The organism is Pseudoxanthomonas sp. F11 (genome assembly GCF_037046485.1).
Lineage (GTDB): Bacteria > Pseudomonadota > Gammaproteobacteria > Xanthomonadales > Xanthomonadaceae > Pseudoxanthomonas_A.
Genome location: NZ_JBANLZ010000001.1, coordinates 1,113,408 through 1,139,572, shown reverse-complemented (window position 1 = coordinate 1,139,572; position 26,165 = coordinate 1,113,408). Strand labels below are relative to the sequence as shown.

General features: G+C 70.1%; 20 protein-coding genes. 12 read left to right on the top strand and 8 right to left on the bottom strand.

Features of this window, described 5'->3' with window-relative positions:
- Positions 1–131 precede the first annotated feature (131 nt).
- Positions 132–2,945 carry a bifunctional [glutamate--ammonia ligase]-adenylyl-L-tyrosine phosphorylase/[glutamate--ammonia-ligase] adenylyltransferase gene (gene glnE, locus V8246_RS05480; protein ID WP_336188244.1) on the top strand — a complete coding sequence of 938 codons (2,814 nt, stop codon included), beginning with the start codon at positions 132–134 and terminating at the stop codon, positions 2,943–2,945.
- 70 nt (positions 2,946–3,015) lie between these two features.
- Here the strand turns inward: glnE and V8246_RS05475 are convergent, their stop codons facing one another.
- Positions 3,016–3,972, bottom strand: coding sequence for a mitochondrial fission ELM1 family protein (locus tag V8246_RS05475; RefSeq protein ID WP_336188243.1), 957 nt, complete (start codon positions 3,970–3,972; stop codon positions 3,016–3,018).
- A 140-nt stretch (positions 3,973–4,112) separates the two neighbouring features.
- On the opposite strand from V8246_RS05475, the gene V8246_RS05470 reads away from it, so the two are divergent.
- From V8246_RS05470 to V8246_RS05445, 6 genes are all read left to right on the top strand, one after another.
- Positions 4,113–4,700: a malonic semialdehyde reductase gene (locus V8246_RS05470; protein ID WP_253461814.1), complete on the top strand. Its 588-nt coding sequence runs from the start codon at positions 4,113–4,115 to the stop codon at positions 4,698–4,700.
- Between the two features lie 25 nt (positions 4,701–4,725).
- Positions 4,726–5,304 (top strand): YceI family protein, encoded by a 579-nt coding sequence (locus tag V8246_RS05465; protein WP_336188242.1) that lies wholly within the window; start codon positions 4,726–4,728, stop codon positions 5,302–5,304.
- Positions 5,305–5,462: 158 nt separating this feature from the next.
- The gene (locus tag V8246_RS05460; RefSeq protein ID WP_162108052.1) at positions 5,463–5,660 is read left to right on the top strand and encodes a zinc-finger domain-containing protein; all 198 of its coding nucleotides are present in this window, start codon (positions 5,463–5,465) and stop codon (positions 5,658–5,660) included.
- A 36-nt stretch (positions 5,661–5,696) separates the two neighbouring features.
- Positions 5,697–6,836 (top strand): glycosyltransferase, encoded by a 1,140-nt coding sequence (locus V8246_RS05455; RefSeq protein WP_336188241.1) that lies wholly within the window; start codon positions 5,697–5,699, stop codon positions 6,834–6,836.
- Complete coding sequence (locus tag V8246_RS05450) at positions 6,808–8,130, top strand: O-antigen ligase (protein WP_336188240.1); 1,323 nt, start codon at positions 6,808–6,810, stop codon at positions 8,128–8,130. Before V8246_RS05455 ends, V8246_RS05450 begins: the two co-directional genes overlap by 29 nt.
- On the top strand, positions 8,120–9,025 hold the full coding sequence (locus V8246_RS05445; protein ID WP_336188239.1) for a lysophospholipid acyltransferase family protein: 906 nt from the start codon (positions 8,120–8,122) through the stop codon (positions 9,023–9,025). Before V8246_RS05450 ends, V8246_RS05445 begins: the two co-directional genes overlap by 11 nt.
- Here the strand turns inward: V8246_RS05445 and lpxL are convergent.
- Entirely contained in the window at positions 9,016–9,948 is a 933-nt protein-coding gene (gene lpxL / locus V8246_RS05440) for an LpxL/LpxP family Kdo(2)-lipid IV(A) lauroyl/palmitoleoyl acyltransferase (protein ID WP_336188238.1), read from the bottom strand. The two genes, V8246_RS05445 and lpxL, sit on opposite strands and share 10 nt — an antisense overlap.
- 39 nt (positions 9,949–9,987) lie before the next feature.
- Here lpxL and waaA point away from each other — a divergent pair, with 39 nt between their 5' ends.
- Positions 9,988–11,289 (top strand): lipid IV(A) 3-deoxy-D-manno-octulosonic acid transferase, encoded by a 1,302-nt coding sequence (waaA, locus tag V8246_RS05435; RefSeq protein WP_336188237.1) that lies wholly within the window; start codon positions 9,988–9,990, stop codon positions 11,287–11,289.
- Positions 11,286–12,506: a CaiB/BaiF CoA-transferase family protein gene (locus tag V8246_RS05430; RefSeq protein ID WP_336188236.1), complete on the top strand. Its 1,221-nt coding sequence runs from the start codon at positions 11,286–11,288 to the stop codon at positions 12,504–12,506. Before waaA ends, V8246_RS05430 begins: the two co-directional genes overlap by 4 nt.
- A 176-nt stretch (positions 12,507–12,682) precedes the next feature.
- On the opposite strand, the gene V8246_RS05425 is transcribed toward V8246_RS05430, so the two are convergent.
- From V8246_RS05425 to V8246_RS05415, 3 genes are all read right to left on the bottom strand, one after another.
- The gene (locus tag V8246_RS05425) at positions 12,683–14,029 is read right to left on the bottom strand and encodes a TolC family outer membrane protein (RefSeq protein WP_313220457.1); all 1,347 of its coding nucleotides are present in this window, start codon (positions 14,027–14,029) and stop codon (positions 12,683–12,685) included.
- Between the two features lie 21 nt (positions 14,030–14,050).
- On the bottom strand, positions 14,051–14,707 hold the full coding sequence (locus V8246_RS05420) for a protein-L-isoaspartate O-methyltransferase (RefSeq protein WP_253461799.1): 657 nt from the start codon (positions 14,705–14,707) through the stop codon (positions 14,051–14,053).
- A gap of 147 nt (positions 14,708–14,854) precedes the next feature.
- On the bottom strand, positions 14,855–15,526 hold the full coding sequence (locus V8246_RS05415) for a TetR/AcrR family transcriptional regulator (protein ID WP_185895064.1): 672 nt from the start codon (positions 15,524–15,526) through the stop codon (positions 14,855–14,857).
- 79 nt (positions 15,527–15,605) lie between these two features.
- On the opposite strand from V8246_RS05415, the gene V8246_RS05410 reads away from it, so the two are divergent.
- The 3 genes from V8246_RS05410 (at position 15,606) to V8246_RS05400 (ending at position 22,977) form a co-directional block, all read left to right on the top strand.
- A complete protein-coding gene (locus V8246_RS05410) occupies positions 15,606–16,745 on the top strand; it encodes an efflux RND transporter periplasmic adaptor subunit (RefSeq protein WP_245120918.1) in 1,140 nt (379 codons plus the stop codon).
- A 4-nt stretch (positions 16,746–16,749) separates the two neighbouring features.
- Positions 16,750–19,926, top strand: coding sequence for an efflux RND transporter permease subunit (locus V8246_RS05405; protein ID WP_336188235.1), 3,177 nt, complete (start codon positions 16,750–16,752; stop codon positions 19,924–19,926).
- Between the two features lie 84 nt (positions 19,927–20,010).
- The gene (locus V8246_RS05400) at positions 20,011–22,977 is read left to right on the top strand and encodes a two-component regulator propeller domain-containing protein (RefSeq protein WP_336188234.1); all 2,967 of its coding nucleotides are present in this window, start codon (positions 20,011–20,013) and stop codon (positions 22,975–22,977) included.
- Positions 22,978–22,999: 22 nt separating this feature from the next.
- On the opposite strand, the gene leuB is transcribed toward V8246_RS05400, so the two are convergent.
- The 3 genes from leuB to leuC are packed head-to-tail and all read right to left on the bottom strand — an operon-like array spanning position 23,000 to position 26,080.
- Complete coding sequence (gene leuB, locus V8246_RS05395; RefSeq protein ID WP_336188233.1) at positions 23,000–24,088, bottom strand: 3-isopropylmalate dehydrogenase; 1,089 nt, start codon at positions 24,086–24,088, stop codon at positions 23,000–23,002.
- The gene (gene leuD, locus V8246_RS05390; RefSeq protein ID WP_336188232.1) at positions 24,078–24,659 is read right to left on the bottom strand and encodes a 3-isopropylmalate dehydratase small subunit; all 582 of its coding nucleotides are present in this window, start codon (positions 24,657–24,659) and stop codon (positions 24,078–24,080) included. The genes leuB and leuD overlap by 11 nt, the downstream gene beginning before the upstream one ends.
- Positions 24,659–26,080: a 3-isopropylmalate dehydratase large subunit gene (gene leuC / locus V8246_RS05385; RefSeq protein ID WP_336188231.1), complete on the bottom strand. Its 1,422-nt coding sequence runs from the start codon at positions 26,078–26,080 to the stop codon at positions 24,659–24,661. The genes leuD and leuC overlap by 1 nt, the downstream gene beginning before the upstream one ends.
- Positions 26,081–26,165: the final 85 nt, after the last annotated feature.

Here is a 26,165-nt window from a genome sequence, read left to right as displayed (position 1 = left end):
TGTGGAGGGAATGCAAATGCATGCACCCTGACAACAGCGTCCTGACCACGGTTCAATGCCGAGTCGTGGTCCGCGGTCGCGACTGACGTCGCTCCTACAAAAGCCGTTGGCCCATGCCACAATCGGCCGCGATGAACGACGCGACCCTCTCCCTCGATGCAGAGTTTGAAGCACTGACCGAACGCGGATTGGCGCGCTTGCGAGCCGCGTCGGTGGACGTGGATGCGATGCTGGCCGACGCGCACGCCATCGAACGTGTTTCGCGCGTGATCGCCACCAGCGATTTCGCGCTGGAAACATTGCGCCGGCAGCCCGAACTTCTCGCAGCCCTGCTCCACGACGATGGCGCTGCGCCCTGGCCAATGCCCGCGTTTGTCGCGGACAACGCCGCGCAATGGCCTGAGCTGCTTCGTCGCTATCGCGCGGCCGAATCCACGCGCCTGGTATGGCGCGACGTGCATGGCCTGGACACGGTCGACGACACGCTGGCGGGCACCACGCGCCTGGCGGAAGTCTGCCTGCAGACCGCACTCGACGCGCTGGAAGCCGAGTTCGCGCAACGCCATGGCGTGGTGCGCGCGACCGATGGCAGTGTGCAGCGCCTGGTGGTGTTCGGCCTGGGCAAGCTGGGCGGCGGCGAACTGAACTTCTCCTCCGACATCGACCTGGTCTACGCGTATCCGCAGGGCGGAGAGTCGGACGGCGCGCGATCGCTCGCCGCCGAGGACTACTTCATGCGGCTGGGCCAGCGGCTGGCGAAGCTGCTGGACGAGCCCACCGTCGATGGCTTCTGCCATCGTGTCGACCTGCGCCTGCGCCCGTTCGGCAACGCCGGACGGGTGGCGCTTTCGTTCGCCGGCATGGACCAGTACTTCCAGCGTGAAGGACGCGACTGGGAACGTTATGCCTGGCTGAAGGCACGTGCCGTGGCCGGCGACATCGACGCGGGCGAGCGCTGGCTGGAGTCGCTGCGGCCGTTCGTCTACCGCCGCTACCTGGACTACACCGCGCTGGACGGCCTGCGCGAGATGAAGGCCGCCATCGCCGCGGAGGTCGCGCGCCGCGAGCTGGCCGACGACATCAAGCGCGGGCCCGGCGGCATCCGCGAAATCGAATTCCTGGTGCAGGCCCTGCAGCTGATCCGCGGCGGGCGCGAAGCCGCGCTGCGCGAGCGGAGGCTGCGCATGGCCTTGCCCGCGCTGGTCGCTGCGCGGCAGATGTCGGAAGAGGAGGGCGATGCGCTGGCGCAGGCCTACCGGTTCCTGCGCCGGCTGGAGAACCGCCTGCAGATGTTGCGCGACGCGCAGACGCATGCGCTGCCGGAAGACGCGCTGGACCGCCATCGCATCGCGCGCGGCCTGGATCATCCCGACTGGGACAGCCTTCGCGTGGCATTGGACCTGCAGCGCGCGCGGGTGTCGGCCGAGTTCGCCGAACTGCTCGCGCCTCGCCAGCGCGATGCCGCGCCGGATGCGTTGGCGCTGTACTGGCGGGCGCTGCCCGATGGCGGCGATGTGGAAACGCTGGCCGCGTCAGGATTCGCCGATGCGGGCGGCGCCGATGGTGCGCTGCGCGAGTTCGCCCAGTTCAGCGGCGTGCGCGCGCTGTCGGATGCGTCGCGTGCGCGGCTCGACCGCGTGCTGCCGGCCCTGCTCGATGCCTGCGCACGGTCGTCGCAACCGGATGCGGCATTGCGGCGCGTACTGTCGCTGCTGCAGGCGATCCTGCGCCGCGCCAGCTACCTGGCGCTGCTGGACGAACAACCCAGTGCGCTGGGGCGGCTGGTCGACGTGCTGGCGCGTAGTGCGCTGCTGTCCGAGCGGTTGGCGCAGTATCCCTTGCTGCTGGACGAGCTGCTGGACACCCGCGTCTCCGGCCCGATGCCCGACCGCGACGAGCTGCGCATCGAATGCGAGGCGGCGCTGGTGGAAGACGACCCGGAAACCTGCCTGCGGGTACTGAACGAACGGCGGCTCGCGCTGAGCTTCCGCGTGGCGCTGGCCGCGCTCGACGGTCGCCAGGCGGCGCGCGACAGCGTGCGCCAGTTGGCGTGGCTGGCCGACGAAGTGGTCCGCGTGGTCGTGCAGGTCGCCACGCGCGATGTCGCGTCTGTCCATGGCCTTGTCGCCGGCGGGCGGTTCGCGGTGATCGGCTACGGCAGCCTGGGCGGCGAGGAACTCGGCTTCGGTTCGGACCTGGATCTCGTCTTCCTGTTCGATGCACCGCCGGGGGCGGAATCCGACGGCGCACGCCCGATGGAAGCCGGTCGCTGGTATGCGCGGCTGGCGCAGAAGATCGTCGCGCTGCTCGGCGCGGTAACCGCGGCGGGCCGGCTGTACGACGTGGACGTGCGCCTGCGCCCGGATGGCGCCAAGGGTCTGCTGGTCTCGTCGCTGGCCAGCTTCAGCGAGTACCAGCGCGAGCGCGCATGGACATGGGAACACCAGGCGCTGGTGCGCGCGCGCGGCGTGGCCGGCGACGCCACGCTGCTGCAGGCGTTCGAGGACATCCGCACGGCGACGCTGGCGCGTTCGCGCGAGGGCGGTGTGTTGCGCGACGAGGTGGTGAAGATGCGGATGCGCATGCGTACCGAGCTCGACCGCAGCGACGTCGCGCGCTTCGACTTGAAGCAGGGCGCGGGTGGCCTGGTCGACCTGGAGTTCCTGCTGCAGTACCTGGTGCTGCGCGATGCGGGAGCGCAGCCGGCGCTGCTGCAGCCACGCGCCACGCCGGGCCTGATCGCCGCGCTGGCGACCGAAGGCGCATTGTCCGCGGAGGAAGCAAGCGCGCTGGATGCGGTCCATGCCACGTTCGTTGCCGAGGGCCTGGCCTGCACGCTGGACCGGCGCCCGCGGCTGGTGATGGAGAACGCAGCGCTGGCCACGGCGCGCGCGGTGGTGATGAGGACGACCCTCGCGCACGGACTTCCGTTCGACACGCCCTAGGCGCGGGTGGGTGCTGCTCGCTGTCATCTCCTACAAACGAGCGTTTCGCAGCCTTGCGGGGGCGCCCATGCTAGCGGTCAGGAAGGTGCAGGCGCGCGCGTACGTCGGCAGCGATGCGCGCGGTCTCGCGCAGGGGTTCGCCACCGAACGGTGCCTGCCCGTCGGCGAGATCGCGGACGCGACCACGTCGCAGCAGCGCATCGATGAAGCGGCGGGGGCGTCCGCTGACGCGGTCGGGTTCGAATACCTGCACGGGCACGCGCGTACCGCAGGCTTCGGACAGCATGTTGACCGAGTCCGGCGTGCAGACGATGCGGTCGGCCCAGGCCAACAGGCCCGCATAGGGATTCGGGCCGTCGGGGGCGCCGCACCAGAGCAGGGTGTTTGCGCGTGCCGACCATCGCTGGCGCAGCGCATCGACCACCCCGGGCGGCGTGCGACGCGACGTGGTGACCATCAGGCTCTGCGTGGCAGATGCGGTGTCGAGAAGGCTCGCCAGTCGCCCCAACGCCGCGGCATCGAACCGGTAGTGCGCGCTGTCGCCGCCCAGCAGCACCGCGATGCGCGGCGAGGGCAGGGCAGCGAACGAGGCAAACGCGGCGCGCGCGTCCGCCAGCCAGGCGTCGTCGACCGGATTCAGGCTCCCCAGCAGGGTGAGGACGTTCGGTCCGATGAGGCCATCGTGCTCGGGTGCGATGACGAGATCCCAGTGTGACGGGTCGATTCGCGGATCGAGGATCTGGATGGCGCGGCTGCCGCGTAGGCGCAGCAGGCGCGTCGCCAGCGCTGCCTGCCGGCCGCAGCCGATTGCCAGCGCGGGTGGCTGCATCTGCAGGTGATGGAAGGCCGTACCGAAGGCATGCGCTGCGCCCGGCAGCAGGCGGGGCGCGACCCAACGCCACGGCGCACGTGGCGCGAGCACCGCCTCGCGCGCCTCGCCGCCGAGTGCACGCGCCAACGACTGCGCCTGGCGTACGTTGCCGGCGTGGCCATCTGTCAGTGTGCAGAGGCCGCGGGAATCGGCCATGGCGAGGTCTGTTCGTTCCACTGGTTAAAACAATCCGTTCCGGGGCGGTTGGATGTTGCCATAGTCAGGACACTCTACACTGCCGTTTCGCGCCGCCGGCCCTGCACCGCGGCTGTTTTCCACCTCGCGACAGGTAACCCATGCACCACGCACTCGACGCCGCCTCGCTCGATCAGTTGTTCCGCACCGCCCGCACCTACAACGCCTTCACCGGCGAGGTCAGCGACGACACCCTGCGCCAGCTGTACGACCTGCTGAAGTTCGGCCCCACCCAGGCCAACACCACCCCGGCACGCTTCGTGTTCGTGAAGTCGGCCGAGGCCAAGGCCAAGCTGGGTCCGGCGCTGGACGAGGGCAACTACGCCAAGACGATGGCGGCGCCGGTCACCGTGATCATCGGCCGCGACGAGGACTTCCACGAGAAGCTGCCGTTCCTGTTCCCGCATACCGACGCCAAGGCCTGGTTCGAGGGGCCGCGCGAGAACCGCTTCAAGCCCGCGCTGCGCAATGCCAGCCTGCAGGCCGCCTACCTGATCATCGCCGCGCGCGCGCTGGGCCTGGATGCCGGCCCGATGACCGGCTTCAACGCCGCCAAGGTCGATGAGGCCTTCTTCGCCGGCACCGCCATCAAGTCGGACATCCTGGTCAACCTGGGCCATGGCGACCCGGCCAGCATCTTCCCGCGTTCCCCGCGACTGGGCTTCGACGAAGCCGCACGCATCCTCTGATATCCCCACCACCCGGAGATTCCCCATGCGCAAGACCCTGATCGCTGCCGCCCTGTTCGCCTTTGCCGGCGCCGCCTTCGCCGCGCCGGTGACCTACAAGATCGATCCTGGCCACACCAACGTGCTGGCCAGCTGGAACCACTTCGGCTTCTCCAACCCGAGCGCCAACTTCGGCCAGGCCGACGGCACCTTGGTGTACGACGCCGACCAGGTCTCTGCCTCCAGCGTGCAGGTCACCCTGCCGCTCACCGGTCTGAGCGCGCTGGCCGACCAGTTCTACGACCATCTGACCAGCGACAAGTGGTTCGACGCCGCCAAGTACCCCGCCGCCACCTTCAAGAGCACCAAGGTCGAGGCCGTGGGCGCGGGCAAGCTGAAGGTCACCGGCGACCTGACCATCAAGGGCATCACCAAGCCGGTGGTGCTGGACGTGACCCTGAACAAGGCCGGCGAGCATCCGATGAAGAAGGTGCCGGCGATCGGCTTCGACGCCACCGCCACCGTCAAGCGCAGCGACTTCGGCGTGGGAGCCTACGCCCCCATGGTCAGCGACGAGGTGACGCTGAAGATCACCACCGAAGCGACCGCCGACGCCGCGAAGTGATTCCTTGCGGTCCGGCGCGCCTCCCTCCGCCGGCATCGCCATGAAGGACGCGCCGCCCCGCTGATGCCGGGCGGCGTTTTTTTGCCCGCCCGTTCGTTGGGCGCCGGTGGCCCCGGCTGGTAGACTGGCGACCTTGTTCCACCACCGCCCGCACCGCCATGAGCCAGACCGCCACCGCGCCCGCCAACGCCGAGAAGCGCTACACCGTGAGTCGCGCGGACCTGCCGCTGAGCTGCCCGCTGCCGTCGATGGCGCTGTGGAATTCGCACCCGCGCGTCTACCTGCCCATCGAGGATGCCCCGGGTGGCGAGGTGCAGTGCCCCTACTGCGGTTCGCACTTCGTCCTGGCCGACTGACCGGCGGATGCGGTCACGCCGCATCGACGATCGACCATGCGCCGGCTGACCGTCGTCCAGCTGCTGCCGGCGCTGGAATCCGGCGGCGTCGAACGCTCCACTCTCGAGATCGCCGACGCGCTTGTGCGCGCCGGGCATCGCGCCGTCGTGGTCTCGGCCGGCGGTCGCCTCGTGCCGACACTGCAGGCATCGGGCGCAGAACACATCACGCTGGACATCGGTCGCAAGTCGCTGCTGACGCTGCGCCACGTGCCCGCGCTGCGGCGGCTGTTGGCCGACGTCGGGGCCGACATCGTGCATGCGCGTTCGCGGCTTCCTGCATGGATCGGACTGAGGGCGCTGCGCGGCATGCCGGCACCATCGCGCCCGCGTTTCGTCACCACCATGCATGGGTTGAACTCGCCCGGGCGCTACAGCGCGGTGATGACGCGCGGCGAACGGGTGATCTGCGTGTCGGACACCGTGCGCCGCTACCTGCTGCAGCACTATCCGCGCACGGATCCGGACAGGCTGGTGGTGATCCCGCGCGGCATCGATCCGGCGCAGTTCCCGCGTGCGCCGTTGCCCGATCCCGCCGCGCGGGCGTGGGCGGCCGCGCAACATCCCGCGCTCGCCGGTGCGGGCCCGCTGTTGCTGTTGCCCGGGCGCGGTACGCGCCTGAAGGGCCATCACGATGCCATCGCCCTGCTCGTGCGCCTGCGCGGGGCCGGCATCGAGGCATGCCTGTGGATGCCGGGTACGCGCGAACCGGGGCGCGAGCCATACGTTCTGGAGCTCGAAGCCGAAGCGCGACGCGCGGGCTGCGCGCATGCGATCGCGATCACGCCACCCACCGCGGACATCGCGCGCGCCTATGCCGCCAGCGACCTGGTACTGCAGCTGTCGCGCAAGCCTGAAGCCTTCGGGCGTACCGTCATCGAAAGCTTGTCGGTGGGCCGCCCGGTGGTCGGTTGGGCGCATGGCGGCGTGGGCGAGTTGCTGGCGGAACTGCAACCGCAGGGTGTCGTACCGGCGTTCGACGAAACCCACCTGTTCGACACGACGCGGACGATGCTCGCCCATCCGCCGCCGCCATTGGCTACGATGCACGCCTACACCCTGCGCGCCATGCAGGACGCCACGCTCGCCCTTTACCACGATCTCGCCGATGACCGCCGACACGCCATCGCTCCCTGACACGCAAGGCCAGCGGCGCACCCACGGATGGCGCTGGGCGCCCGCGTGGGTGCTGACGTTCGTCGCGCTGTGGCCGGCGCCCGGCTATGCCGAGGCCGTGATGGTGCTGGGTGCGCTGGCCGCCATCGTGCGCCTGCTGCTGGACCGGTTCCGCGGGGGCACGCGGCTGCTGAGCGGGCCCGCCTGGGCGCTGACCAGCGCGCTGTTCGCGGCCTACTGGCTGCCGCAAGCCATCTCGGCCGTCGATGCCGTCGATGTGGGCCGCGCGCTGCGCGAGGCGGCGGTGGATCTTCGCTACCTGCCGTTCCTGTGGCTGGTGGCCGCGGCTGTGGCCAACCGCGACGCGCGGCGCACCACGTTCAACGGCCTGGCCCTCATCGTGGCGATATGGACGCTGGATGCGCTGGCGCAGGTCGTGTTCGGCACCAGTCCGTTGTTCTGGGGCCTGGACCAGCTGAAGCAGCTCATCAGCGGGCGGTCGATGTGTACGATGGAAGAGGTGGCCAGCGTCGACCGGCTCAGTGGTTTCCTCGGCCCCTGCAATCTCAAGCTGGGCCTGGTGATGGCCAGTCTGTCCCCATTCCTGTTGTTCGCGGCGGCGCGCCGGCTGGATACGCTGGGATGGTGCCTGGCGGCCGGTGCGATCGGCCTGGTCGTGCTGCTGGCCGGCGCCCGGGCGGGCTGGATCACCTACGCGCTCGTGCTGCTGGCGTCCGGCTGGCGGCTGCTGGGTCCGCGTCGGCTGTTGGGCGTGTTTGCGGCCGGCGGCCTGGTCCTGGGCCTGCTGGCCGTATCGTCCGTGCAGTTCCGCGACCGCATCGTGCGCACCACCCAGGCCCTCACCGCGAATGAAGCCGGCGTGGATACCGCGCTGTCCGGCCGCGCGCAGATCTGGTCCGCCGCGGCCTGCATGATCGCGGCGCATCCGGTCAACGGCGTCGGCGCGCGCGGTTTTCGCGAGGCTTACCCGGAGTGCGATGCGAACCCGGGGGAACGTCCCGCCTGGGGCGAAGGACCTGCACTGCACGCACACCAACTGGTGCTGGAGGTGCTCAGCGAGACCGGCATCATCGGGCTGCTGCTGTGGCTGGCAGGCGCCGCGCTGGCATGGCGGGCGTGGCGTTATGCCACGCCGCAGGCGAAGGAGCGTGCGCGGCCGGCGATGCTGGCGCTGGCGGTGACCGTCTTCCCGTTCAACACCCACCTGGCGTTCTACTCCACGTTCTGGGGCGGGCTGACGCTGATGCTGGCGGCGCTGTACGCCGGCAGCCTGCTGGCGCGCGATGACGACTGAGCCGCGGCGTGTGCCGCGCTGCGCGTTCGTCGCGCCCGCGAACCTGCTAGGGAGCGTGATCGCGGCCCTGCCGCAGCGCCTGCTGCTGGCGCTGGGCGCGATGGCGACCTGGCTGCTGTGGCCGGCGCTGGGCAAGCGGCGTCGCTACGCGGCCACCAACATCGCCCTGTGCTTTCCCGAACTGGACGCCGCGGCGCAGGGGCGGTTGCTGCGCGCCAATCTGCGTGCGACGGTGACGGGCCTGCTGGAGCTCGTGCGCGGCTGGTTCGCCTCGTCGCACCGGCTGCAGGGGCTGGCCGAGGTGGAGGGCCTTGAACACCTGCGCGCCGCGCGCGCGCGCGGGCAGGGCGTCCTGCTGTTCGGCGGCCACTTCCCGCACTCGGAACTGTGCGCCCGCCTGTTGGGCGAAGCGCTGGGCGAGCGCCTGGCCATCGTGGCGCGCCACAACAACGATCCCTGCGTCGAGCGCTGGCTGGATGGCGCGCGGCGTCGCGCGTTTGCCGACGTGATCGGCAAGAAGGACGTGCGCGGGCTGCTGCGCACGCTCTCGCGCGGCGGCATCGTGGCGTACTCCGCCGACCAGGACTTCAACTACCAGAATGCTTTCGTGCCGTTCTTCGGCATCCCCGCCGCCACGCTGACGGCCACGCCCGACCTGGCACGGCGCGGCAACGCCGCGGTGCTGCCGTTCTGGTTCCATCGCGACGCGGCCGGACGGTACCGGCTGCGCGTGGAGCCCACCTGGGACGGCTGGCCCAGCGGCGATCCTGCGCAGGACGCTGCGCGCTACATGGCCGAGCTCGAGGCGGTGGTGCGCCAGCATCCCGAGCAGTACCTGTGGGTGCACCGGCGCTTCAAGACACGGCCGCCGGGCGAGCCGGACCTCTACCGGTAGAGCTCGCCGCGCCCGTCCGGCTGCCGCTTGAAGCGGCGATGGATCCAGAGGTACTGCGCGGGCGCTTCGCGCACCATGGCTTCGATCGCGGCGATCACGCGCGCGGTGTCCGCAGTGGCGTCGCTCGAGGGGAAGTCCTCGAACGCCGGCGACAGCTTCAGCGTGTAGCCACCATCCGCGCGCCGCACGTGCGAAAACGCGATCACCGCCGCGCCGGACAGGCGCGCCAGCTGGTGGGTGGAGGTCAGGCTGTAGGCGGGATGGCCGAAGAACGGCACGAACACGCTTTCGCCGCGGCGCGTGTCCTGGTCGGGCGCGAACCACAGCAGCCCGCCCTGCTTGAGGTGCTTCAGCGCCGGGCGCAGCTCGTCGCGGGTGAACATGGCGCTGGCGTAGCGCTGGCGGCCGCGCTTCACCGCCCACTCCATCGCGCCCTGGTCGTGCGGGCGGTACATGCCGGCCAGCGGCGCGTAGTCGCACATCAGGCGGGCCGAGATCTCCAGCGTGGTGAAGTGGCCCGACACGACGATCACGCCGCGCCCGCCGGCCTGCGCCGCCTTCAGGTGTTCCAGTCCCTCCACCCGGACGCCGCCGCGCATCGGCGCCACGCTGCCCCACCAGGCGCGTGCGAACTCGAACAGGCCGATGCCGAGTTCGCCGAAGTTGGCGCGCGCCAGCGCCTCCTGGCGCGACGCGTCCAGCTCGGGGAAGCACAGGGCGATGTTGCGCCGGGCCACGTGCCGGCGGTCGCGCAGCAGCCGGTACAGCAGGGCGCCGATGGCGCGGCCCAGCGGGCGCTGCAGGCGCCACGGGATGCGCGCGGCCAGCCAGGCCAAGCCGATGCCCAGCCACGCGGGCCATTGCCGCGGCGCCATGGGCGGACGCTCACCGGCGTCGGAGGATCGCTTCTCGGGTTCGGCCATGGCCCATTGTAGCGGCGCCCCCGGTTATCCTTGTGGCCCATGTCCGACCGCACCGCCGAACGCCTGCTGCGCGCCCTGTATTCGGCGGTGCTTTACGTACTGACGCCGATCACCGTCTACCACCTGATCTGGCGCGGTTTCCGCTATCCGGAATACTTCCAGCGCTGGAACGAACGCTACGGCAGCTACGGCACGCCCGGCGGCGCGGTCGATGTCTGGCTGCACGCGGTGTCGGTGGGCGAAGTCAATGCGGCCGCACCGGTGGTCGATGCGCTGTTGAAGCGGCATCGCGGCCTGCGCGTGCTCGTCACCACCATCACGCCGACCGGGTCGCAGCGCGTCCAGGCGCTGTGGGGCGAGCGCGTGCTGCACGTGTATTCGCCCTACGACCTGCCCGGCGCGGTGGCGCGCTTCCTCGACCACTACCCGCCGCGCCTGGCGCTGATCATGGAAACCGAGCTGTGGCCCAGCCTGCTGTTCGGCTGTCACGACCGCAAGGTGCCGGTCTACATCCTCAATGCGCGGCTGTCGGCGCGCTCGCTGCGGGGCTACAGCGTGCTGCGCCCACTGATCGCGCGCACCCTGCGCACGGTGCGCAAGGTCGCGGCGCAGTCCGGCGACGACGCCGCCCGCTTCGTGCAGCTCGGCGCGCGGCCGACCCAGGTGCGTGATGTCGGCAACCTCAAGTTCGACATCCCGGTGCCGGACAACGTGCGCGAGGTGATGCAGGGGTTCCGCCAGCATCTGAGCGGTGGCCGGCGCGTGTGGATCGCCGCCAGCACGCATGAGGACGAAGAAGCGCCGGTGCTGGCCCTGCACGCGCGCCTGCGCCGCCGCTGGCCCGACCTGCTGCTGCTGTGGGCGCCGCGCCACCCGGAACGGTTCCCGCGTGCGGCGGCTGCCGCGCGCGAGACGGGCTGGACGGTCGGCACGCGGCGCGCCGATCGCTGGCCTTCCGCGGGCGATGATGTGTTCGTGCTCGACACCCTGGGCGAACTGATGGCGTTCTACGCCTGCGCGGACGTAGCCTTCGTCGGTGGCAGCCTGCAGGCGATCGGCGGCCACAACATGCTGGAGCCGGCCGCGGTGGGGACGCCTGCGGTCACGGGTCCGCATCTGCACAACTTCAGCGAGATATCCCGCCGCCTGAAGGAGGCCGATGCGCTGGTGATCGCACCCGACGCGGCGGGTGTGGGCGATGCGATCGAGACCCTGCTGGCCGACGATGCGCGCCGGCAGCAGATGGCCGACCGCGGCCGCGCGCTGGTCGAGCACGGGCGTGGCGCGCTGGCCCGCACCCTGGCGATGATCGCGCCGCACCTGCCGGCGCCGGTGGCATGAGCGGGAGGGGGCCGCAGTCGCTGGCCGGCGTGCGTGTGCTGGACCTGACGCGCGTGCTGGCCGGTCCGTGGTGCACGCAGGTGCTCGCCGATCTGGGCGCGGACGTGATCAAGGTGGAGCGGCCGGGCAGCGGCGACGATACGCGCGGCTGGGGACCGCCCTTCCTGAAGGATGGCGAGGGCAACGAAACCCCGGAATCGGCGTATTACCTGTGCGCGAACCGCAACAAGCGCTCGCTGACGGTGGATCTCTCCACCGCCGAGGGCCAGGCCGTCATCCGGCGGCTGGCGATGCGCAGCGACGTGCTGGTGGAGAACTTCAAGGTCGGCGACATGGCCCGCCACGGCCTGGACGCCGCCACGCTGCGGGCCGCCCATCCGCGGCTGGTGTACTGCTCGATCACCGGTTTCGGCCAGGACGGCCCGTATGCGCAACGCGCCGGCTACGACTTCGCGGTGCAGGGGCTGGGCGGCCTGATGAGCGTCACCGGGGCCGCCGACGGCGAGCCACAGAAAGTCGGCGTGGCGGTGGCCGACCTGTTCACCGGCATGTACGCCACCGTGGCGATCCTTGCCGCGCTGCGCCATCGCGATGCGACCGGCGAGGGGCAGGCGATCGACATGGCGCTGCTGGATGCGCAGGTCGCGATGCTGGCCAATCTGGGCAGCCATTACCTGGTGGGTGGCGAAGTTCCTGCGCGCCAGGGCAACGCGCACGCCAACATCGTGCCGTATCAGGTCTTCGCGGTCGCCGATGGCCACATCATCGTCGCGGTCGGCAACGACCGGCAGTTCGCCCGGCTGTGCGAACTGCTCGGTCTCGCAGCGCTCGGGCAGGACGCACGCTTTGCGACGAACGCGGGACGCGTACGTCACCGCGATGCGTTGATCCCGGTCCTGCAACAGGCGTTCCGCGCGCGCGACCGGCATGCGTGCCTGGCCTCGCTGGAGGCGGCGGGCATTCCATGCGGGCCGGTCAACGATCTGGCCGAGGTGTTCGCCGATCCGCAGGTGCGGGCGCGCGGCATGATCGTCGACGCTTCCCATCCGCATGCCGGCGCGTTGCCGCTGGTGGGTAGTCCGATCAAGCTGTCGGTCACACCGGTACAACCGCCATGCGCGCCGCCGATGCTGGGCGAGCACACCGATGAGGTATTGCGTGAGGCGGGATACGGGGGTGACGAAATCGCGGTGCTGCGTGCGCGCGGCGCGATCTGAGTACTGACTGTAGGAACGACGTAAGTCGCGACCGGAAACCTTCCGTCTCCAGCCAGATAACGGAATCGTTCGGGTGTGCGGTCGCGACTCACGTCGCTCCTACAGGACGCCCGAGTCCAGAAACGACAACGGCGGGCCGAAGCCCGCCGTCGTGATCGCTCGCGATGCGCGAAGGCTTACTGCGAAACCGGCTGCGACGACAGGCGCGACTCGGCGTCGGCGGTCAGCAGGCGGTTGATGTCCTGCACGTCGGTGCCGTCCAGCGTGCCCGCGGCCTGTTCCAGCAGCAGGCGGTTCTGCAGGAAGCGATACTTCGCCTCCGAATAGTCGACCTGCGCCTGGAACAGCGTGCGCTGGTTCTGCAGCACGTCCAGCACGGTGCGGGTACCCACTTCCAGGCCGACCTGCGAGGCGTCCAGCGCGCTCTGCGCGGAGACCACGGCCAGGCGGCGGGCCTCCACTTCGCTGACGCCGGCCACCAGCGCCTGGTAGGCGTTGCTGGTGTTGCGGATCAGCGCGCGGCGCGTCTGTTCCAGACCGTCCGAGGCGCGGTCGCGCTGGGCCAGCGCCTGACGCACGCCCGACTGGGTGGCGCCACCGGAGAAGATCGGCACGGTCAGGGTCACGCCCCAGTTGTAGCCCTCGCCGTCGCGCGACAGCGTGCCGGGCACGCTGTCCCAGCTGGTGCCGTTGGAGTAGCCGCCGCTGAAGTCGAGCGTGGGGTAGTGGCCGGCGCGCGCGCTGGAGACGCCATGCTGCGCCGATTCCAGCGTGTACTGGGCGGCCTTCAGGTCCGGGTTCTGCTCCAGCGCACGATCCACCCACGCCTGCGCGTTCTGCTCCGGCGGCAGTTCCGGGCGGAAGTCGTCCGGCAGGCCCTTCAGGCCGCTGATGGGCTGGCCGGTGAGCTCGGCCAGCGCGCGGTAGCTGTCGTCCAGCGCATTACGGGCCAGGATGGTGTTGGCGCGCGCGCTGTCGTACTGCGCACGGGCTTCGTGCACGTCGGTGATCGGGGCCAGGCCCACGTCCAGGCGCTTCTGCGCGTAGTCGAACTGCTTCTTGGACGCCGCCTCGTTGGTCTCGGCCGCGGCCAGCGACTCGATGCCGATCAGCACGTTGAAGTAGGCGGCCGAGGTGCGGGTGATCAGGTCGTTGTTCGCCGAGGCCAGGTCGTAGTCGGCCGCCTGGCTGAGCGCCTTCTGGCCGCGCAGGTTGGCGATGCGGCTCCAGTCGAAGATCGTCTGGCTCACCCTGGCGCCGTAGCTGCGGCTCTTGCCGTCGCCCAGCGGGTCGCCCGGCCGGCTGTTGTGCTCCAGGTCGTAACCAACGCTGCCGGTGATCTGCGGCAGCAGCGCGGCGCGGGCCTGCACGGCGCCTTCCTTGTCGATCAGCCGGGTGGATTCGGCGATGGACAAGGTGGTGTCGCCGGCGCGCGCCAGCTCATAGGTCTGCATCAGGTCGGTGGCATTGGCCGCGGACGGCAGGGCCAGGGCGAGCGCAAGTGCGAGGGGGCGACGGCTCATGCGGGTTCCTTTTTTGAATCTTCAGAAGACGAACTGGGGCGCCGGCGCGGCGCCGACCAGGTAGGGGAGGTCGGTCTCGAACAACGATTCGATGCGCGGACCGTTGACATCGTTGACCTGCAGCACGGCTTCCATCACGGGCGAAGCGCCGCGCACCACGAACAGGCGGCCACCGGGACGCAGCCACTGCAGGAAACGGGCCGGCACGACAGCGACGGCGCCGGTCACGCACACCACGTCGAAGCGGCGGTCGGTGTCCCAGGCCAGCGCGTCGGCGGTGTCGATGCGGACATTGCTGCCCAGGCCGGTCGCGTCCAGGCGCGCGCGCGCGGCGGCGGCAAGTTCGGGATGGATCTCCAGGCTGACCACCTCGCGTGCCAGGTTGCCCAGGCAGGCGGTCAGGTAGCCGCTGCCGGTGCCGATCTCCAGCACGTCCTCGCCTGCCTGCGGCTTCAGCGCCTGCAGGGTGCGGCCTTCGACGACGGGCTTCATCATCGACTGGCCATGGCCCAGCGGCAGTTCCAAGTCCGCGTATGCCAGGGCACGGTGCGTCTCGGCTACGAAGGCTTCGCGCGGCAAGGTAGCCAGCGTCTCCAGCACGCGCGCATCCAGCACGTCCCAGGGACGTACCTGCTGCTCGACCATGTTTTCGCGGGCCTGGGTGTAGTTGATCGTCATGGGGGTGGTCATCCGACGCGGGAGGCTGGGCCGGGCATTTTACCGGGCCGGCTGCCTCCGCGCTGGGCAAGGATCGGGGCAGCCACGCCGACGGGCGCAGTGCCGGAAGTCACCGCGACCTCCGTCGCCGGGGGACACGCTTCAGTTTCAACGGCGGCCATACGCCCTCAGGAACATGTCCACCGTGGCGTCGATGTGCCGGCGTCGGTCGAGCGGACCGGGCTGGCTGCACAGGCCGCAGGTCATGCGCGCATGCACTTCGCCCTTGATCAGGGTGAAGAACTGCACCGAGGCGATGGCCACGTCGGGAACGTCCAGTTCGCCCTTGGCCACCAGGGCCTGCAGCAGCGCGGCGAACGCATCGTGGGTGCGCTGCGGGCCGGCTTCCCAGAAGGTCTGCTTAAGCCTGTCGTCGATGTTGCCCGGCACCATCATCATGCGGTGCGTGCTGATGGCTTCCTCGCTGGTGATCAGTGCGAAGAAGGCCTCGCCGATCGCCTTGAGCTGGTCGCGCACGCTGCCGGTCAGTTCGATCTCGAACAGGGCATCGGGCAGCATTTCCGCACACTTGGCCTGCACGGCCGCCGCGAACAGCGCGTCCTTGTCGCCGAAGTGGCTGTAGACCGTCAGCTTGGACACCCCCGCCTCGGCGGCGATCTGGTCCATGCTGACGCCGTTGAAGCCCTCGCGGGCGAACAGCTGCTTGGCGGCCTCCAGGATGGCGGCACGCTTGCCCAGGTCCTTGGGCCGGCCGGGGCCGCTGGCGGCGGGCTTGGCGGGGGACTTGCGACGGGACGGAGAAGGAGGCGGACTGGCCATGGCGCAATACTAGACTACCCGGTTCGATATTTATACTATACCGCCAAGTCCATTAATTGATGCCGCAACGGGAGCTGTCATGCGCCAGACGCGCTGGAACGGAGTGTTCGTCGTCCTGATGGCCGGCCTGACCGCCTGCAGTGCGGACAAGCCTGCCGAATCGCCGAGGCCGGCTCTGGTGGTGCAGCCCGGCGGTGGCGCGGACGCGGCGTTGTCGGCGTACGCGGGCGAGGTGCGCGCCCGTGAGGAGAGCCCGCTGTCCTTCCGCGTGGGCGGCAACCTGATCCGCCGCAACGTGGACGCCGGTGCCCGCGTGCAGAAGGGCGAGGTGCTGGCGCTGCTGGACCCGGGCGACTTCGCGCTGCAGGCGCAGGCCGCGCAGGCCCAGCTGGCCGCGGCCGAAGCCGACCTGGCCCGCGCGCGCGGCGACCGCGACCGCTACGCCAAGCTGGTCGGCGACCAACTGATCAGCCGGTCCGCCTACGACGCGCAGGTCGCCGCCTACAAGGCGGCCGAGGGCCAGGCGCGCGCCGCGCGCGCGCAGATGGACGTCATGCGCAACCAGGAAGGCTATTCGCAGCTGCGCGCGCCGCGCGACGGCGTCATCGCCAGTCGCCAGGCCGAAGCGGGGCAGGTGGTCGCCGCCGGCCAGACCATCTTCACCCTGGCCGCCGATGGCGGCCGCGAAGTGGCCATCGGCCTGCCGGAAAACCGCATCCGCGAGTTCAGCGTGGGCCAGCCGGTGATGATCGAGCTATGGAACGCGCCGGGGCAGCGCCTGCCCGGCACGATCCGGGAAATCGCGCCGGCGGCCGACGCACAGACGCGCACCTATGCCGCGCGCGTCAGCCTGGTCGGCGAGGCGCAGCAACAGGTCGAATTGGGCCAGAGCGCGCGCGTCTACGTGCAGGAAAGCGGAACCAAGGCGGCCCTGAAGCTGCCATTGTCCGCCGTGCAGCGCGGCGAGGACGGCAAGACCTCCGTCTGGATCGTCGATCCGGCCACCGGCAAGGTGCGCGCCCAGTCCGTGCAGCTGGGCCGCTATGGCGAATCCTCGGTGCCCGTACTCGGTGGCCTGAAGGCCAGCGACTGGGTGGTCGCCGCCGGCGGCCACCTGCTGCGCGAGGGCCAGGTCGTGGCGCCGGTGGACCGCAACAACCGGCCGCTGAAGCCCGCGGCCGGCGGTGGCGCGGCCAACATCGCCTCGCGGGCGGAGTAACGGCATGCGCCGCTTCAACCTCTCCGAGTGGGCGCTGACCAACCGCAGCCTGGTGCTGTTCGCGATGATCCTGCTGGGCATCATCGGCGCATGGTCGTACCGGCATCTGGGCCAGTCCGAGGATCCGCCCTTCACCTTCAAGGCGATGGTCGTGCGCACGGTGTGGCCGGGCGCGACGGCCGACGAGGTCGCGCAGCAGGTCACCGAGCGGATCGAGAAGGCGGTGATGACCACCGGCAACTACGAATACATCCGCTCGTACTCGCGGCCGGGCGAGTCGCAGGTGATCTTCGCCGCGCGCGACAGCCTGCGCTCGCGCGACATGCCGCAGCTCTGGTACCAGGTGCGCAAGAAGGTCGGCGACATCCGGGCGACCCTGCCGGCCGGCGTGGTCGGTCCGTTCTTCAACGACGAGTTCGGCGACACGTTCGGCAACATCTACGCGCTGACCGGCGAAGGCTTCGACTACGCGGTGATGAAGGACTACGCCGACCGCATCCAGCTGGAACTGCAGCGGGTGGACGATGTCGGCAAGGTGGAACTGGTCGGCCTGCAGGACGAGAAGGTCTGGATCGAGCTGTCCAACACCAAGTTGGCCACGCTCGGGATTCCGCTGAATGCCGTGCAGCAGGCGCTGGAGGAACAGAACGCGGTGACGCCGGCCGGTTTCTTCGAGACCGCCAGCGACCGCGTGCAGCTGCGGGTGAGCGGCGAGTTCACCTCGGTGGACGAGATCCGCGAGTTCCCGATCCGTGCCGGCGGGCGCACGGTCAAGCTGGGCGACATCGCGCAGATCAAGCGCGGGTTTGCCGATCCGGCCGCGCCGCGCATGCGCTTCATGGGCCAGCCCGGCATCGGCATCGCGGTGGCGATGAAGGACGGCGGCGACATCCTCAAGCTGGGCTCGACGCTGGAGGCGGAGTTCCACCGGCTGCAGAAGACCCTGCCGCTGGGCATGGAGCTGCGCAAGGTATCCGACCAGCCGGCCGCGGTGGAGGCGTCGGTGGGCGAGTTCGTGCGCGTGCTGGCCGAAGCCGTGGTCATCGTGCTGCTGGTCAGCTTCTTCTCGCTGGGACTGCGCACGGGACTGGTGGTGGCGGTGTCGATCCCGCTGGTGCTGGCGATGACGTTCGCGGTGATGCACTACTTCGGCATCGGCCTGCACAAGATATCGCTGGGCGCGCTGGTGCTGGCGCTGGGCCTGCTGGTCGACGACGCGATCATCGCGGTGGAGATGATGGCCATCAAGATGGAGCAGGGCTTCGACCGCTTGAAGGCGGCCAGCTTCGCCTACGAATCCACGGCGTTCCCCATGCTCACCGGCACGCTGGTGACGGCGGCGGGCTTCCTGCCGATCGCGACCGCGGCCTCCAGCACCGGTGAATACACGCGCTCGCTGTTCCAGGTGGTGACCATCGCGCTGGTGGTGTCGTGGATCGCCGCAGTGCTGTTCATTCCCTATCTGGGCGACAAGATGCTGCCCGACCTCGGCAATCCGCAACCGCCGAAAGCGGGATCGCTCGCTGCGCGCTGGCAGGGTGTCCGCGCCCGGCTGGCGGATCGTTGGCCGCAGTACGCCGGCATGCTCGCGCCGAAGGCGCACGACGCGGACGACCACAATCCCTACCACACGCCGTTCTACAACCGCTTCCGTCGCTGGCTGGCGTTCTGCCTGCGGCGTCGCTGGCTGGTGATCGGCGTGACCGCGGCGGCCTTCGTCGCCTCGATCGCGCTGTTCCGCTTCGTGCCGCAGCAGTTCTTCCCGGACTCGGTGCGCCCCGAGCTGATGGTGGATCTGGAACTGGCCGAAGGCAGTTCGCTGAAGTCCACCGATGCGCAGGCGCGCAAGCTGGAGAAGCTGCTGGCCACGCGCAAAGGCATCCAGAACTACGTGGCCTACATCGGTACCGGCTCGCCGCGGTTCTACCTGCCGCTGGACCAGCAGCTGCCGCAGGCGCACTTCTCGCAGTTCGTGGTGCTGACCGACGATACCCGGGCGCGCGAGGCCACCCGCCGCTGGCTGATCGAGGAGGTCGCGCCGCAGTTCCCCGAACTGCAGTTCCGCGTGACCCGGCTGGAGAACGGGCCGCCGGTCGGCTATCCGCTGCAGTTCCGCGTGTCCGGCGAGCACACCGACCGGGTCCAGGCGATCGCGCGCCAGGTGGCGGAGAAGGTGCGCGCCAATCCGCATGTCGCCAACGTCAACCTGGACTGGAGCGAGCCCAGCAAGATCGTGCGCCTGCAGATCGACCAGGATCGCGCGCGTGCGCTCGGCGTCAGCACGGCGCAGGTGTCGCACTTCCTCTCCGGCTCGCTGTCCGGCCTGAGCGTCAGCACCTACCGCGAAGGCAACGAACTGATCGAGATCCTGCTGCGCGGACCGGAAGAGGAACGCACGCGACTGGACCTGCTGGGCAGCCTGGCGGTACCTACCAGCAACGGCGGCAGCGTGCCGCTGTCGCAGATCGCGGACCTGGAGTACGCCTTCGAGGACGGCATCATCTGGCACCGCGACCGCCTGCCGACGGTGACTGTGCGCGCCGACCTCAACAGCGACGAGGTGACCGCGCCGACCGTGGTGGCGCAGATCCTGCCCACGCTGGAGGAGATCCGCTCCGCGCTGCCGCAGGGATACCTGCTGGAGACGGGCGGCACCGTGGAGGATTCGGCGCGCGGTCAGAAGTCCATCGCCGCCGGCATGCCGCTGTTCCTGCTGGCCGTGACCACGCTGCTGATGCTTCAGCTGCGCAGCTTCTCGCGGATGGCGCTGGTGCTGCTGACCGCACCGCTGGGGCTGATCGGGGTGACGCTGGCGCTGCTGGTGTTCCGGGTGCCGTTCGGCTTCGTCGCCATGCTGGGCACCATCGCGCTGGCCGGCATGATCATGCGCAATTCGGTGATCCTGGTGGACCAGATCGACCAGGACATCCGGGCCGGCCACGATCGCTGGCACGCCATCATCGACGCGACCGTACGGCGCTTCCGTCCCATCGTGCTGACCGCGCTCGCCGCCGTGCTGGCGATGATCCCGCTGTCGCGCAGCGCGTTCTTCGGACCCATGGCCGTCGCCATCATGGGCGGACTGACCGTGGCCACGGTGTTGACCCTGTTCTTCCTGCCGGCGCTCTACGCGGCGTGGTTCAAGGTCAAGCCTGAGCCGGACGCAGGTGCCCGCAGCTAGTCCCCATACGCGGCGGGGGATTCAAGAAGGCCCCCGCCGCAGCCGATACTGGGAGGGTTGAAGCCCTCCGGACTCCGTTCCCCCGTGCGCCGCCTGTCGATCCCCGGCCTTTGCCTGCTGGCGCTGCTCGCCGCGATGCCCGCGTGGGCGCTCGATCCTGCGCGCAGGGTGGACGAGTACACGCTCGCGCACTGGACGATGGAAGACGGCCTGCCGCACAACCTGGTGCATACGATCAGCCAGGACGCCGAGGGCTATCTGTGGGCGGGCACCTGGGAAGGCGCCGCGCGTTTCGATGGCCGCCGTTTCACGCCTTACGACGCTGGCACCGTGCGGGGGCTGGAGGTGGAGGGCGTGCGCGCCATCGTGCCCGACCCGCGCGGCGGCATGGTGCTGAGCCTGGGTCGCATCGGGCCGGGGCTGGTGCGTGTCCATGAAGGTCGCTGGGAGCGCCTGCCCGGAGAGGCGGGCACGCTGCCGGACGTGTCCGTGCTCAGGTTCGGGCCGGACGGTACGTTGTGGATCGGCACGGACCACTCCCTCTTCAGCCTGCAGCGTGATGGCCGGCTGCGCGACGTCGGCGGCACGCATGCCGGATTGGCGAACGAACGCGTGCAGGCCATCCTGCCGTTGCCGGACGGGCAGGCTCTGGTGGGCAACCGGCATGGCCTGTTCCGGATCGCCGGAGGCCGCGTCGAGGACTGGGGACGCGCGCAGGGCCTGCCGGCCACGTCCGTGCTGGCGATCCAGGCCTCGCGCTGGGGCGGTGTGCTGGTGGGTGGCAGCGCCGGCGTATGGCGGCTGGAGCATGGGCGCGCCCGGCAGATCACCGCCGAGCGCGCCGAAGCCATGCTGGAAGACCGCAACGGCAACCTGTGGATCTCCACCCTCGACGGCCTGCGCCGATACGTCCAGGGGCGCTACGAGACGCTGGGCGAACGCAACGGCCTGATGGGGCGCCTGGCGCCGGCGCTGTTCGAGGACCGCGACGGCCTGCTGTGGGTGGGGACCACCAACGGCCTGTTCCGGTTGTCGGACGGTCCCGTCTTCGGGCTGGGCCGCAGCAGCGGCCTGCGCGACATCTACGTGCGCAGCATCATCGAACGGCCCGGGCAGGGTGTCTGGATCGGTCATCCCATGGGGGTCGATGTCTGGGATGGCGGAACGGCCAGGGCGGTATCGCTGGCGTTCGATGGCAAGGCCGACCCCTCCGTGCTGTCGCTGGCCAATGCGCGCGACGGCGGGCTGTGGGTGGGGACGTACGACCAGGGCGTGATCCACCTGCCGGCAGCGGCCGGCGCGGCGCAGGCCGTTCCGTGGCGCATCGACGAGGCGCGCGGCCTGCCCTCCAACCATGTGCGGGCCCTGCTGGAACGTGCGGACGGTTCCTTGTGGATCGGCAGCAACGAAGGCGTCACTGTCTATCGGGAGGGCCGCATTGCGCGCCATTACGCCGCAGGCGAAGCGTTGCCGGACGGCAACGTGTACGTGCTCCACGAAAGCGGCCTCGGCGAGCTGTGGGTCGGCACCAGCAACGGCATGGCGGTGATGCGCCGGGACGGGACGGTGCGGACGTGGAAGCCGAAGACGGGGTTCCCGGCGGTGGCGGCGTTCGATTTCCTGTCCGACCCGGACGGCAGCCTGTGGATCGCCACCGACCGCGGCCTGCTGCACTGGCGCGAGGGGCGTTTTGTGCAGTTCGACCACCGCCAGGGTCTGCCGAACAACCGCCTGTTCCGGCTGCTGGAGGACGACAACGGCGACTTCTGGGCGTCCAGCAATCGCGGCGTGTTCCGCATCTCACGGCCGGCGCTGACCGCGGTGGAGAATGGCCACCTGGCGCGGCTGCCGGTGGAAGCCTTCACCCACGCCGACGGCCTGCCCAGCAGCCAGGCCAATGGAGCCAGTGCGCCGGCTGGCTGGCGCATGCGTGATGGCAAGCTGTGGTTCGCCACTGCCAATGGCGTGGGCGTGATCGATCCGGACGATGCCCGCCGCCAGCGCGCCAAGGGCATCACCCTGGTGGTGGAGGCCGTCGAGGCCGATGGCCGCGTGCTGGCCCTGCAGCCGCACCATGCCCTGCCGGCCGACACGCGGCGCGTGGTCATTCGGTTCACCGGCCTCAACCAGCGCGCCCCCGAGCGCCTGCGCTACCGCTACCGCATGGTGGGCTTCGACCGCGATTGGATCGAGACCGACAATGGCATCGCCCACGACGCGGTGTACACCAACCTGCCCTCGGGCCAGCTGCACTTCGAGGTGCAGGCGATGAACGCACCCGCGGACTGGACCCGCAAGGAGGGCGTGGCGACGCAGACGGTGGCTTTCGACAAGGCCGCACCGTGGTGGATGCGCGCCTGGGCGATGGCCGCCTATCTGGGGCTGCTCGGGCTGGCGGGATGGGGCGTGCTGATGCTGCTGATGCGCCGCCAGCGCCAGCGCCAGCGCCGCCTGGAAGCGCTGGTGGACGCGCGCACGTCCGAGCTGAGCGAGAAGAACGCGCAACTGGAGCAGGCCGGCGAGGCGCACGCGCGCCTGCTGGAGCAGTTGGCCTATCAGGCCCGCCACGATCCGCTCACCCGCCTGGCGAACCGCCGTGCCGGCGACGCGTTCCTGGCCGAGGCGCGCGAGGCCAGCCTCCGCGAGGGCCGTCCACTGTGCGTGGCGCTGCTGGACATCGACCACTTCAAGTCGGTCAACGACCGCTACGGCCATGCCTTCGGCGATGAGGTGCTGTCGCAGGTGGCGGCCGTGGCCGAACGGCTGGCCGGCGGCCACGACGACGTACTGATCGCGCGCTACGGTGGAGAGGAATTCCTGGTCTGCCAGCAACTCCCATGGACGGTTGCGCGCGCGCGGCTGGAAGTGCTGCGCGAGGGCATCGCGCAAACCCCCATCGACGCGCCCGATGGCAGCCAGCTGCACTGCACCGTCAGCATCGGCATGGCCGACCTGCAGCCGGGCCAGGCGCTGCGCGACCTGCTGCGCGAGGCCGACGAGCGCCTGTACCGCGCCAAGCAGCAGGGACGCAACCGGCTGGTATCGAGCTGAGCGCGCCCTCCGCGGCGGGCGATCAGTCGCGCAGTTCGGCCACGTAGCAGTGCGCCTGCATCTGTTCGATCACCGCCTGTGCTGCGACCTGCGTGGACACGCCGCGGCCGCCGGTCGCCAGGTCGTTGGTGAACACCTGCGCGTTCAGTGCGGCGTCCACCGCGCGTTCGATGCAGTCGGCTTCTTCGTGCAAGCCCAGCGAGTGGCGCAGCAGCAGCGCGCAGCTGAGGATGGTGGCGTACGGGTTGGCGATGCCCTTGCCGGCGATGTCCGGCGCGGAGCCGTGGATGGGCTCGTACAACCCGACCTTGCCGTCGCCCAGCGAAGCGGACGGCAGCAGGCCCAGCGAGCCGGCCAGCATCGAGGCCTCGTCGGTGAGGATGTCGCCGAACATGTTCTCGGTGACGATCACGTCGTACTCGCGCGGCTTGGCCAGCAGGTGCATTGCCATCGAATCGACCAGCTGGTGCTCCAGCTTCACGTCCGGGAATTCCTCGCGGCCGATGCGCGTGGCCACGTCGCGCCACAGGCGTGAGGTTTCCAGCACGTTGGCCTTGTCCACCGACACCAGATAGCTGCGGCGCTGGCGTGCCAGCCTGAAGGCGCTGCGCACCACGCGCTCGATCTCGGTGACCGAATAGCTGCACAGGTCGCTGGCGCCGCGCGCATCGCGGGTCTTCTCGCCGAAGTAGATGCCGCCGGTCAGTTCGCGTACCACTACGATGTCCACGCCGGTCAGCAGGTGCGGCTTGATCGGCGAGGCGTTCAGCGCGGCCGGGTGCGGACGCACCGGACGCAGGTTGGCGAACAGGCCCAGGCCCTTGCGCAGCGCCAGCAGGCCCTGCTCGGGGCGCACCTTCGCGTTCGGATCCGACCATTTCGGTCCGCCGACCGCGCCCAGCAGCACGGCGTGCGCCTGCTGGCAGCCCTGCAGCGTCGCCTGCGGCAGCGGTTCGCCGTGGCGGTCGATGGCGATACCGCCGATGTCGTATTCGTGGAAGTCGAAGCGGTGGCCGTGGCGGCGCGCCAGTGTGCGCAGGACGGTGACGGCGGCGGCGGTCACTTCGGGACCGATGCCGTCCCCGGGCAGTACGGCGATGTCAGCGTGCATGGCGGGTGGCCTCGTAGGTTTCGATGTCGGTGTGGCGGGCCAGCAGGTAGCCCAGTTCGTCCACGCCCTCCAGCAGGCAGGTCTGCGCGAAGGCGTCCAGCGGGAAGCCGAAGACCGAACCGTCGGGCGCACGCAGTTCGCGCGCGGCGACGTCGATGGTCAGTTCGTCGTCCGGCCGTTCCATCAACGACTGCACGATCTCTTCCGGCAGCACGATGGGCAGCAGCCCGTTCTTCAGGCTGTTGCTGCGGAAGATGTCGGCGATCTCGCTGCTGACGATGGCGCGCAGGCCCAGATCGGTCAACGCCCAGGGCGCGTGCTCGCGCGAGGAGCCGCAGCCGAAGTTGCGTCCGGCCAGCAGGATGCGGCGACCCTGGTTCTCCGGCTGGTTGAAGGGGAACGCCGGGTTCGGCGAACCGTCGGCCTGCCAGCGCCAGTCGTTGAAGGCGTTGCGTCCCAGGCCCGCGCGCTCGGTCGTGGACAGGAAGCGCGCGGGGATGATCTGGTCGGTGTCGATGTTGGTCTGCGCCAACACCACGCTCTTGGAGCGCAGTTCGCGGAACCCGGCCATCACGCCACCTCCTTCTGTGCGTCGAACAGTTCGCGCGGATCGCCGACGCACCCGTTCACCGCGGCCCACGCCGCCGTCAGCGGCGAGGCCAGCAGGGTACGGGCGCCGGGTCCCTGGCGGCCTTCGAAATTGCGGTTGCTGGTGCTCACGGCCAGTTGGCCGGGCGCGACCAGGTCGCCGTTCATGGCGATGCACATCGAACAGCCGGGCTCGCGCCATTCGGCGCCGGCCTCGCGCACGACGCGGTCGATGCCTTCGGCCTCGGCTTCGCGCTTGACGATCTCCGAACCTGGCACCACCAGCATGCGTACGCCCGCAGCGACCTTGCGGCCACGCAGCACCTGCGCCACTTCGCGCATGTCGCGCAGGCGGCCGTTGGTGCACGAGCCGACGAACACCACGTCCACCGGCGTGCCCGCTATCGCCTGGCCGGCGCTCAGGCGCATGTAATCCAGCCCCTTCTGGTCGGCGGCATTGGCGGGCACCGGAATCGGCGCATCCACCGCGATCGCGGTGCCCGGATGCGTGCCCCAGGTCAGGGTGGGGCGGATGTCGGCGGCATCGATGCGCACTTCGGCGTCGAACGCGGCGCCGTCGTCGCTGCGCAGCGTCTTCCAGTAGGCGACGGCCGCGTCGAACGCCTCGCCCTTCGGGCCGCGGGGCGTCTTCGCCACCCAGTCGAACGTGGTCCGGTCCGGCGCCACCATGCCGGCGCGCGCGCCCGCTTCGATGGACATGTTGCACAGGGTCATGCGCTGTTCCATGTCCAGCGCCTCGATGGCGCTGCCGCGGAACTCGATGACATGGCCGGTACCGCCGTTGACGCCGATCGCGCCGATCACGTGCAGCACGATGTCCTTGGCGCCCACGCCGGGGGCGAGCGTGCCATCGACGGTGATGGCCATCGTCTTGGGCCGGCGCTGCAGCAAGCACTGCGTGGCCAGCACATGGCCGACTTCGCTGGTACCGATGCCGAAGGCCAGCGCACCGAACGCACCGTGCGTGCTGGTGTGGCTGTCGCCGCAGACGATGGTCATGCCCGGCAGGGTGAAGCCCTGCTCCGGCGCGATCACATGGACGATGCCGCGGTTCGGCGACGCCATGTCGAACAGCTCGATGCCGTAGTCGGCGCAGTTGCGCGCCAGCGTGTCCACCTGCGTTTCGGCCGCCTTTGTGTAGTACGGCAGCTTGCCGTCGGCGCCGGCGGGCAACGTGGGCGTGGAATGGTCCATCGTCGCCTTGGTGCGGTCCGGACGGCGCGGCGACAGGCCGCGTGCCTTCAGCTCGGTGAAGGCCTGCGGCGAGGTGACCTCGTGGATCAGGTGCAGGTCGATGTACAGCACGGCGGGGGCGGCGTCGGTTTCGGGGACGACTACGTGGGCGTCCCAGAGTTTGTCGAACAGGGTGCGGGGTGGAGTCATGCGGGGGGTCCGGTGATGCGTTGGAGATGAGGAGTGAGCGGAGAGAAGTGAGGAGTGAGCGAGGGCAGTGCTTCTACTCACTCCT

Bases quoted from the DNA above. Each gene is read 5' to 3' on its own strand.
- V8246_RS05450 (WP_336188240.1), top strand. From the start codon at position 6,808: ATGACCGCCGACACGCCATCGCTCCCTGACACGCAAGGCCAGCGGCGC.
- V8246_RS05410 (WP_245120918.1), top strand. From the start codon at position 15,606: ATGCGCCAGACGCGCTGGAACGGAGTGTTCGTCGTCCTGATGGCCGGC.
- V8246_RS05475 (WP_336188243.1), bottom strand. From the start codon at position 3,972: ATGGCCGATTCCCGCGGCCTCTGCACACTGACAGATGGCCACGCCGGC.
- V8246_RS05460 (WP_162108052.1), top strand. From the start codon at position 5,463: ATGAGCCAGACCGCCACCGCGCCCGCCAACGCCGAGAAGCGCTACACC.
- V8246_RS05470 (WP_253461814.1), top strand. From the start codon at position 4,113: ATGCACCACGCACTCGACGCCGCCTCGCTCGATCAGTTGTTCCGCACC.
- glnE (WP_336188244.1), top strand. From the start codon at position 132: ATGAACGACGCGACCCTCTCCCTCGATGCAGAGTTTGAAGCACTGACC.
- leuD (WP_336188232.1), bottom strand. From the start codon at position 24,659: ATGGCCGGGTTCCGCGAACTGCGCTCCAAGAGCGTGGTGTTGGCGCAG.
- V8246_RS05415 (WP_185895064.1), bottom strand. From the start codon at position 15,526: ATGGCCAGTCCGCCTCCTTCTCCGTCCCGTCGCAAGTCCCCCGCCAAG.
- lpxL (WP_336188238.1), bottom strand. From the start codon at position 9,948: ATGGCCGAACCCGAGAAGCGATCCTCCGACGCCGGTGAGCGTCCGCCC.
- V8246_RS05420 (WP_253461799.1), bottom strand. From the start codon at position 14,707: ATGACGATCAACTACACCCAGGCCCGCGAAAACATGGTCGAGCAGCAG.
- leuB (WP_336188233.1), bottom strand. From the start codon at position 24,088: ATGCACGCTGACATCGCCGTACTGCCCGGGGACGGCATCGGTCCCGAA.
- V8246_RS05455 (WP_336188241.1), top strand. From the start codon at position 5,697: ATGCGCCGGCTGACCGTCGTCCAGCTGCTGCCGGCGCTGGAATCCGGC.
- V8246_RS05425 (WP_313220457.1), bottom strand. From the start codon at position 14,029: ATGAGCCGTCGCCCCCTCGCACTTGCGCTCGCCCTGGCCCTGCCGTCC.
- leuC (WP_336188231.1), bottom strand. From the start codon at position 26,080: ATGACTCCACCCCGCACCCTGTTCGACAAACTCTGGGACGCCCACGTA.
- V8246_RS05405 (WP_336188235.1), top strand. From the start codon at position 16,750: ATGCGCCGCTTCAACCTCTCCGAGTGGGCGCTGACCAACCGCAGCCTG.
- V8246_RS05465 (WP_336188242.1), top strand. From the start codon at position 4,726: ATGCGCAAGACCCTGATCGCTGCCGCCCTGTTCGCCTTTGCCGGCGCC.
- V8246_RS05430 (WP_336188236.1), top strand. From the start codon at position 11,286: ATGAGCGGGAGGGGGCCGCAGTCGCTGGCCGGCGTGCGTGTGCTGGAC.
- V8246_RS05445 (WP_336188239.1), top strand. From the start codon at position 8,120: ATGACGACTGAGCCGCGGCGTGTGCCGCGCTGCGCGTTCGTCGCGCCC.
- waaA (WP_336188237.1), top strand. From the start codon at position 9,988: ATGTCCGACCGCACCGCCGAACGCCTGCTGCGCGCCCTGTATTCGGCG.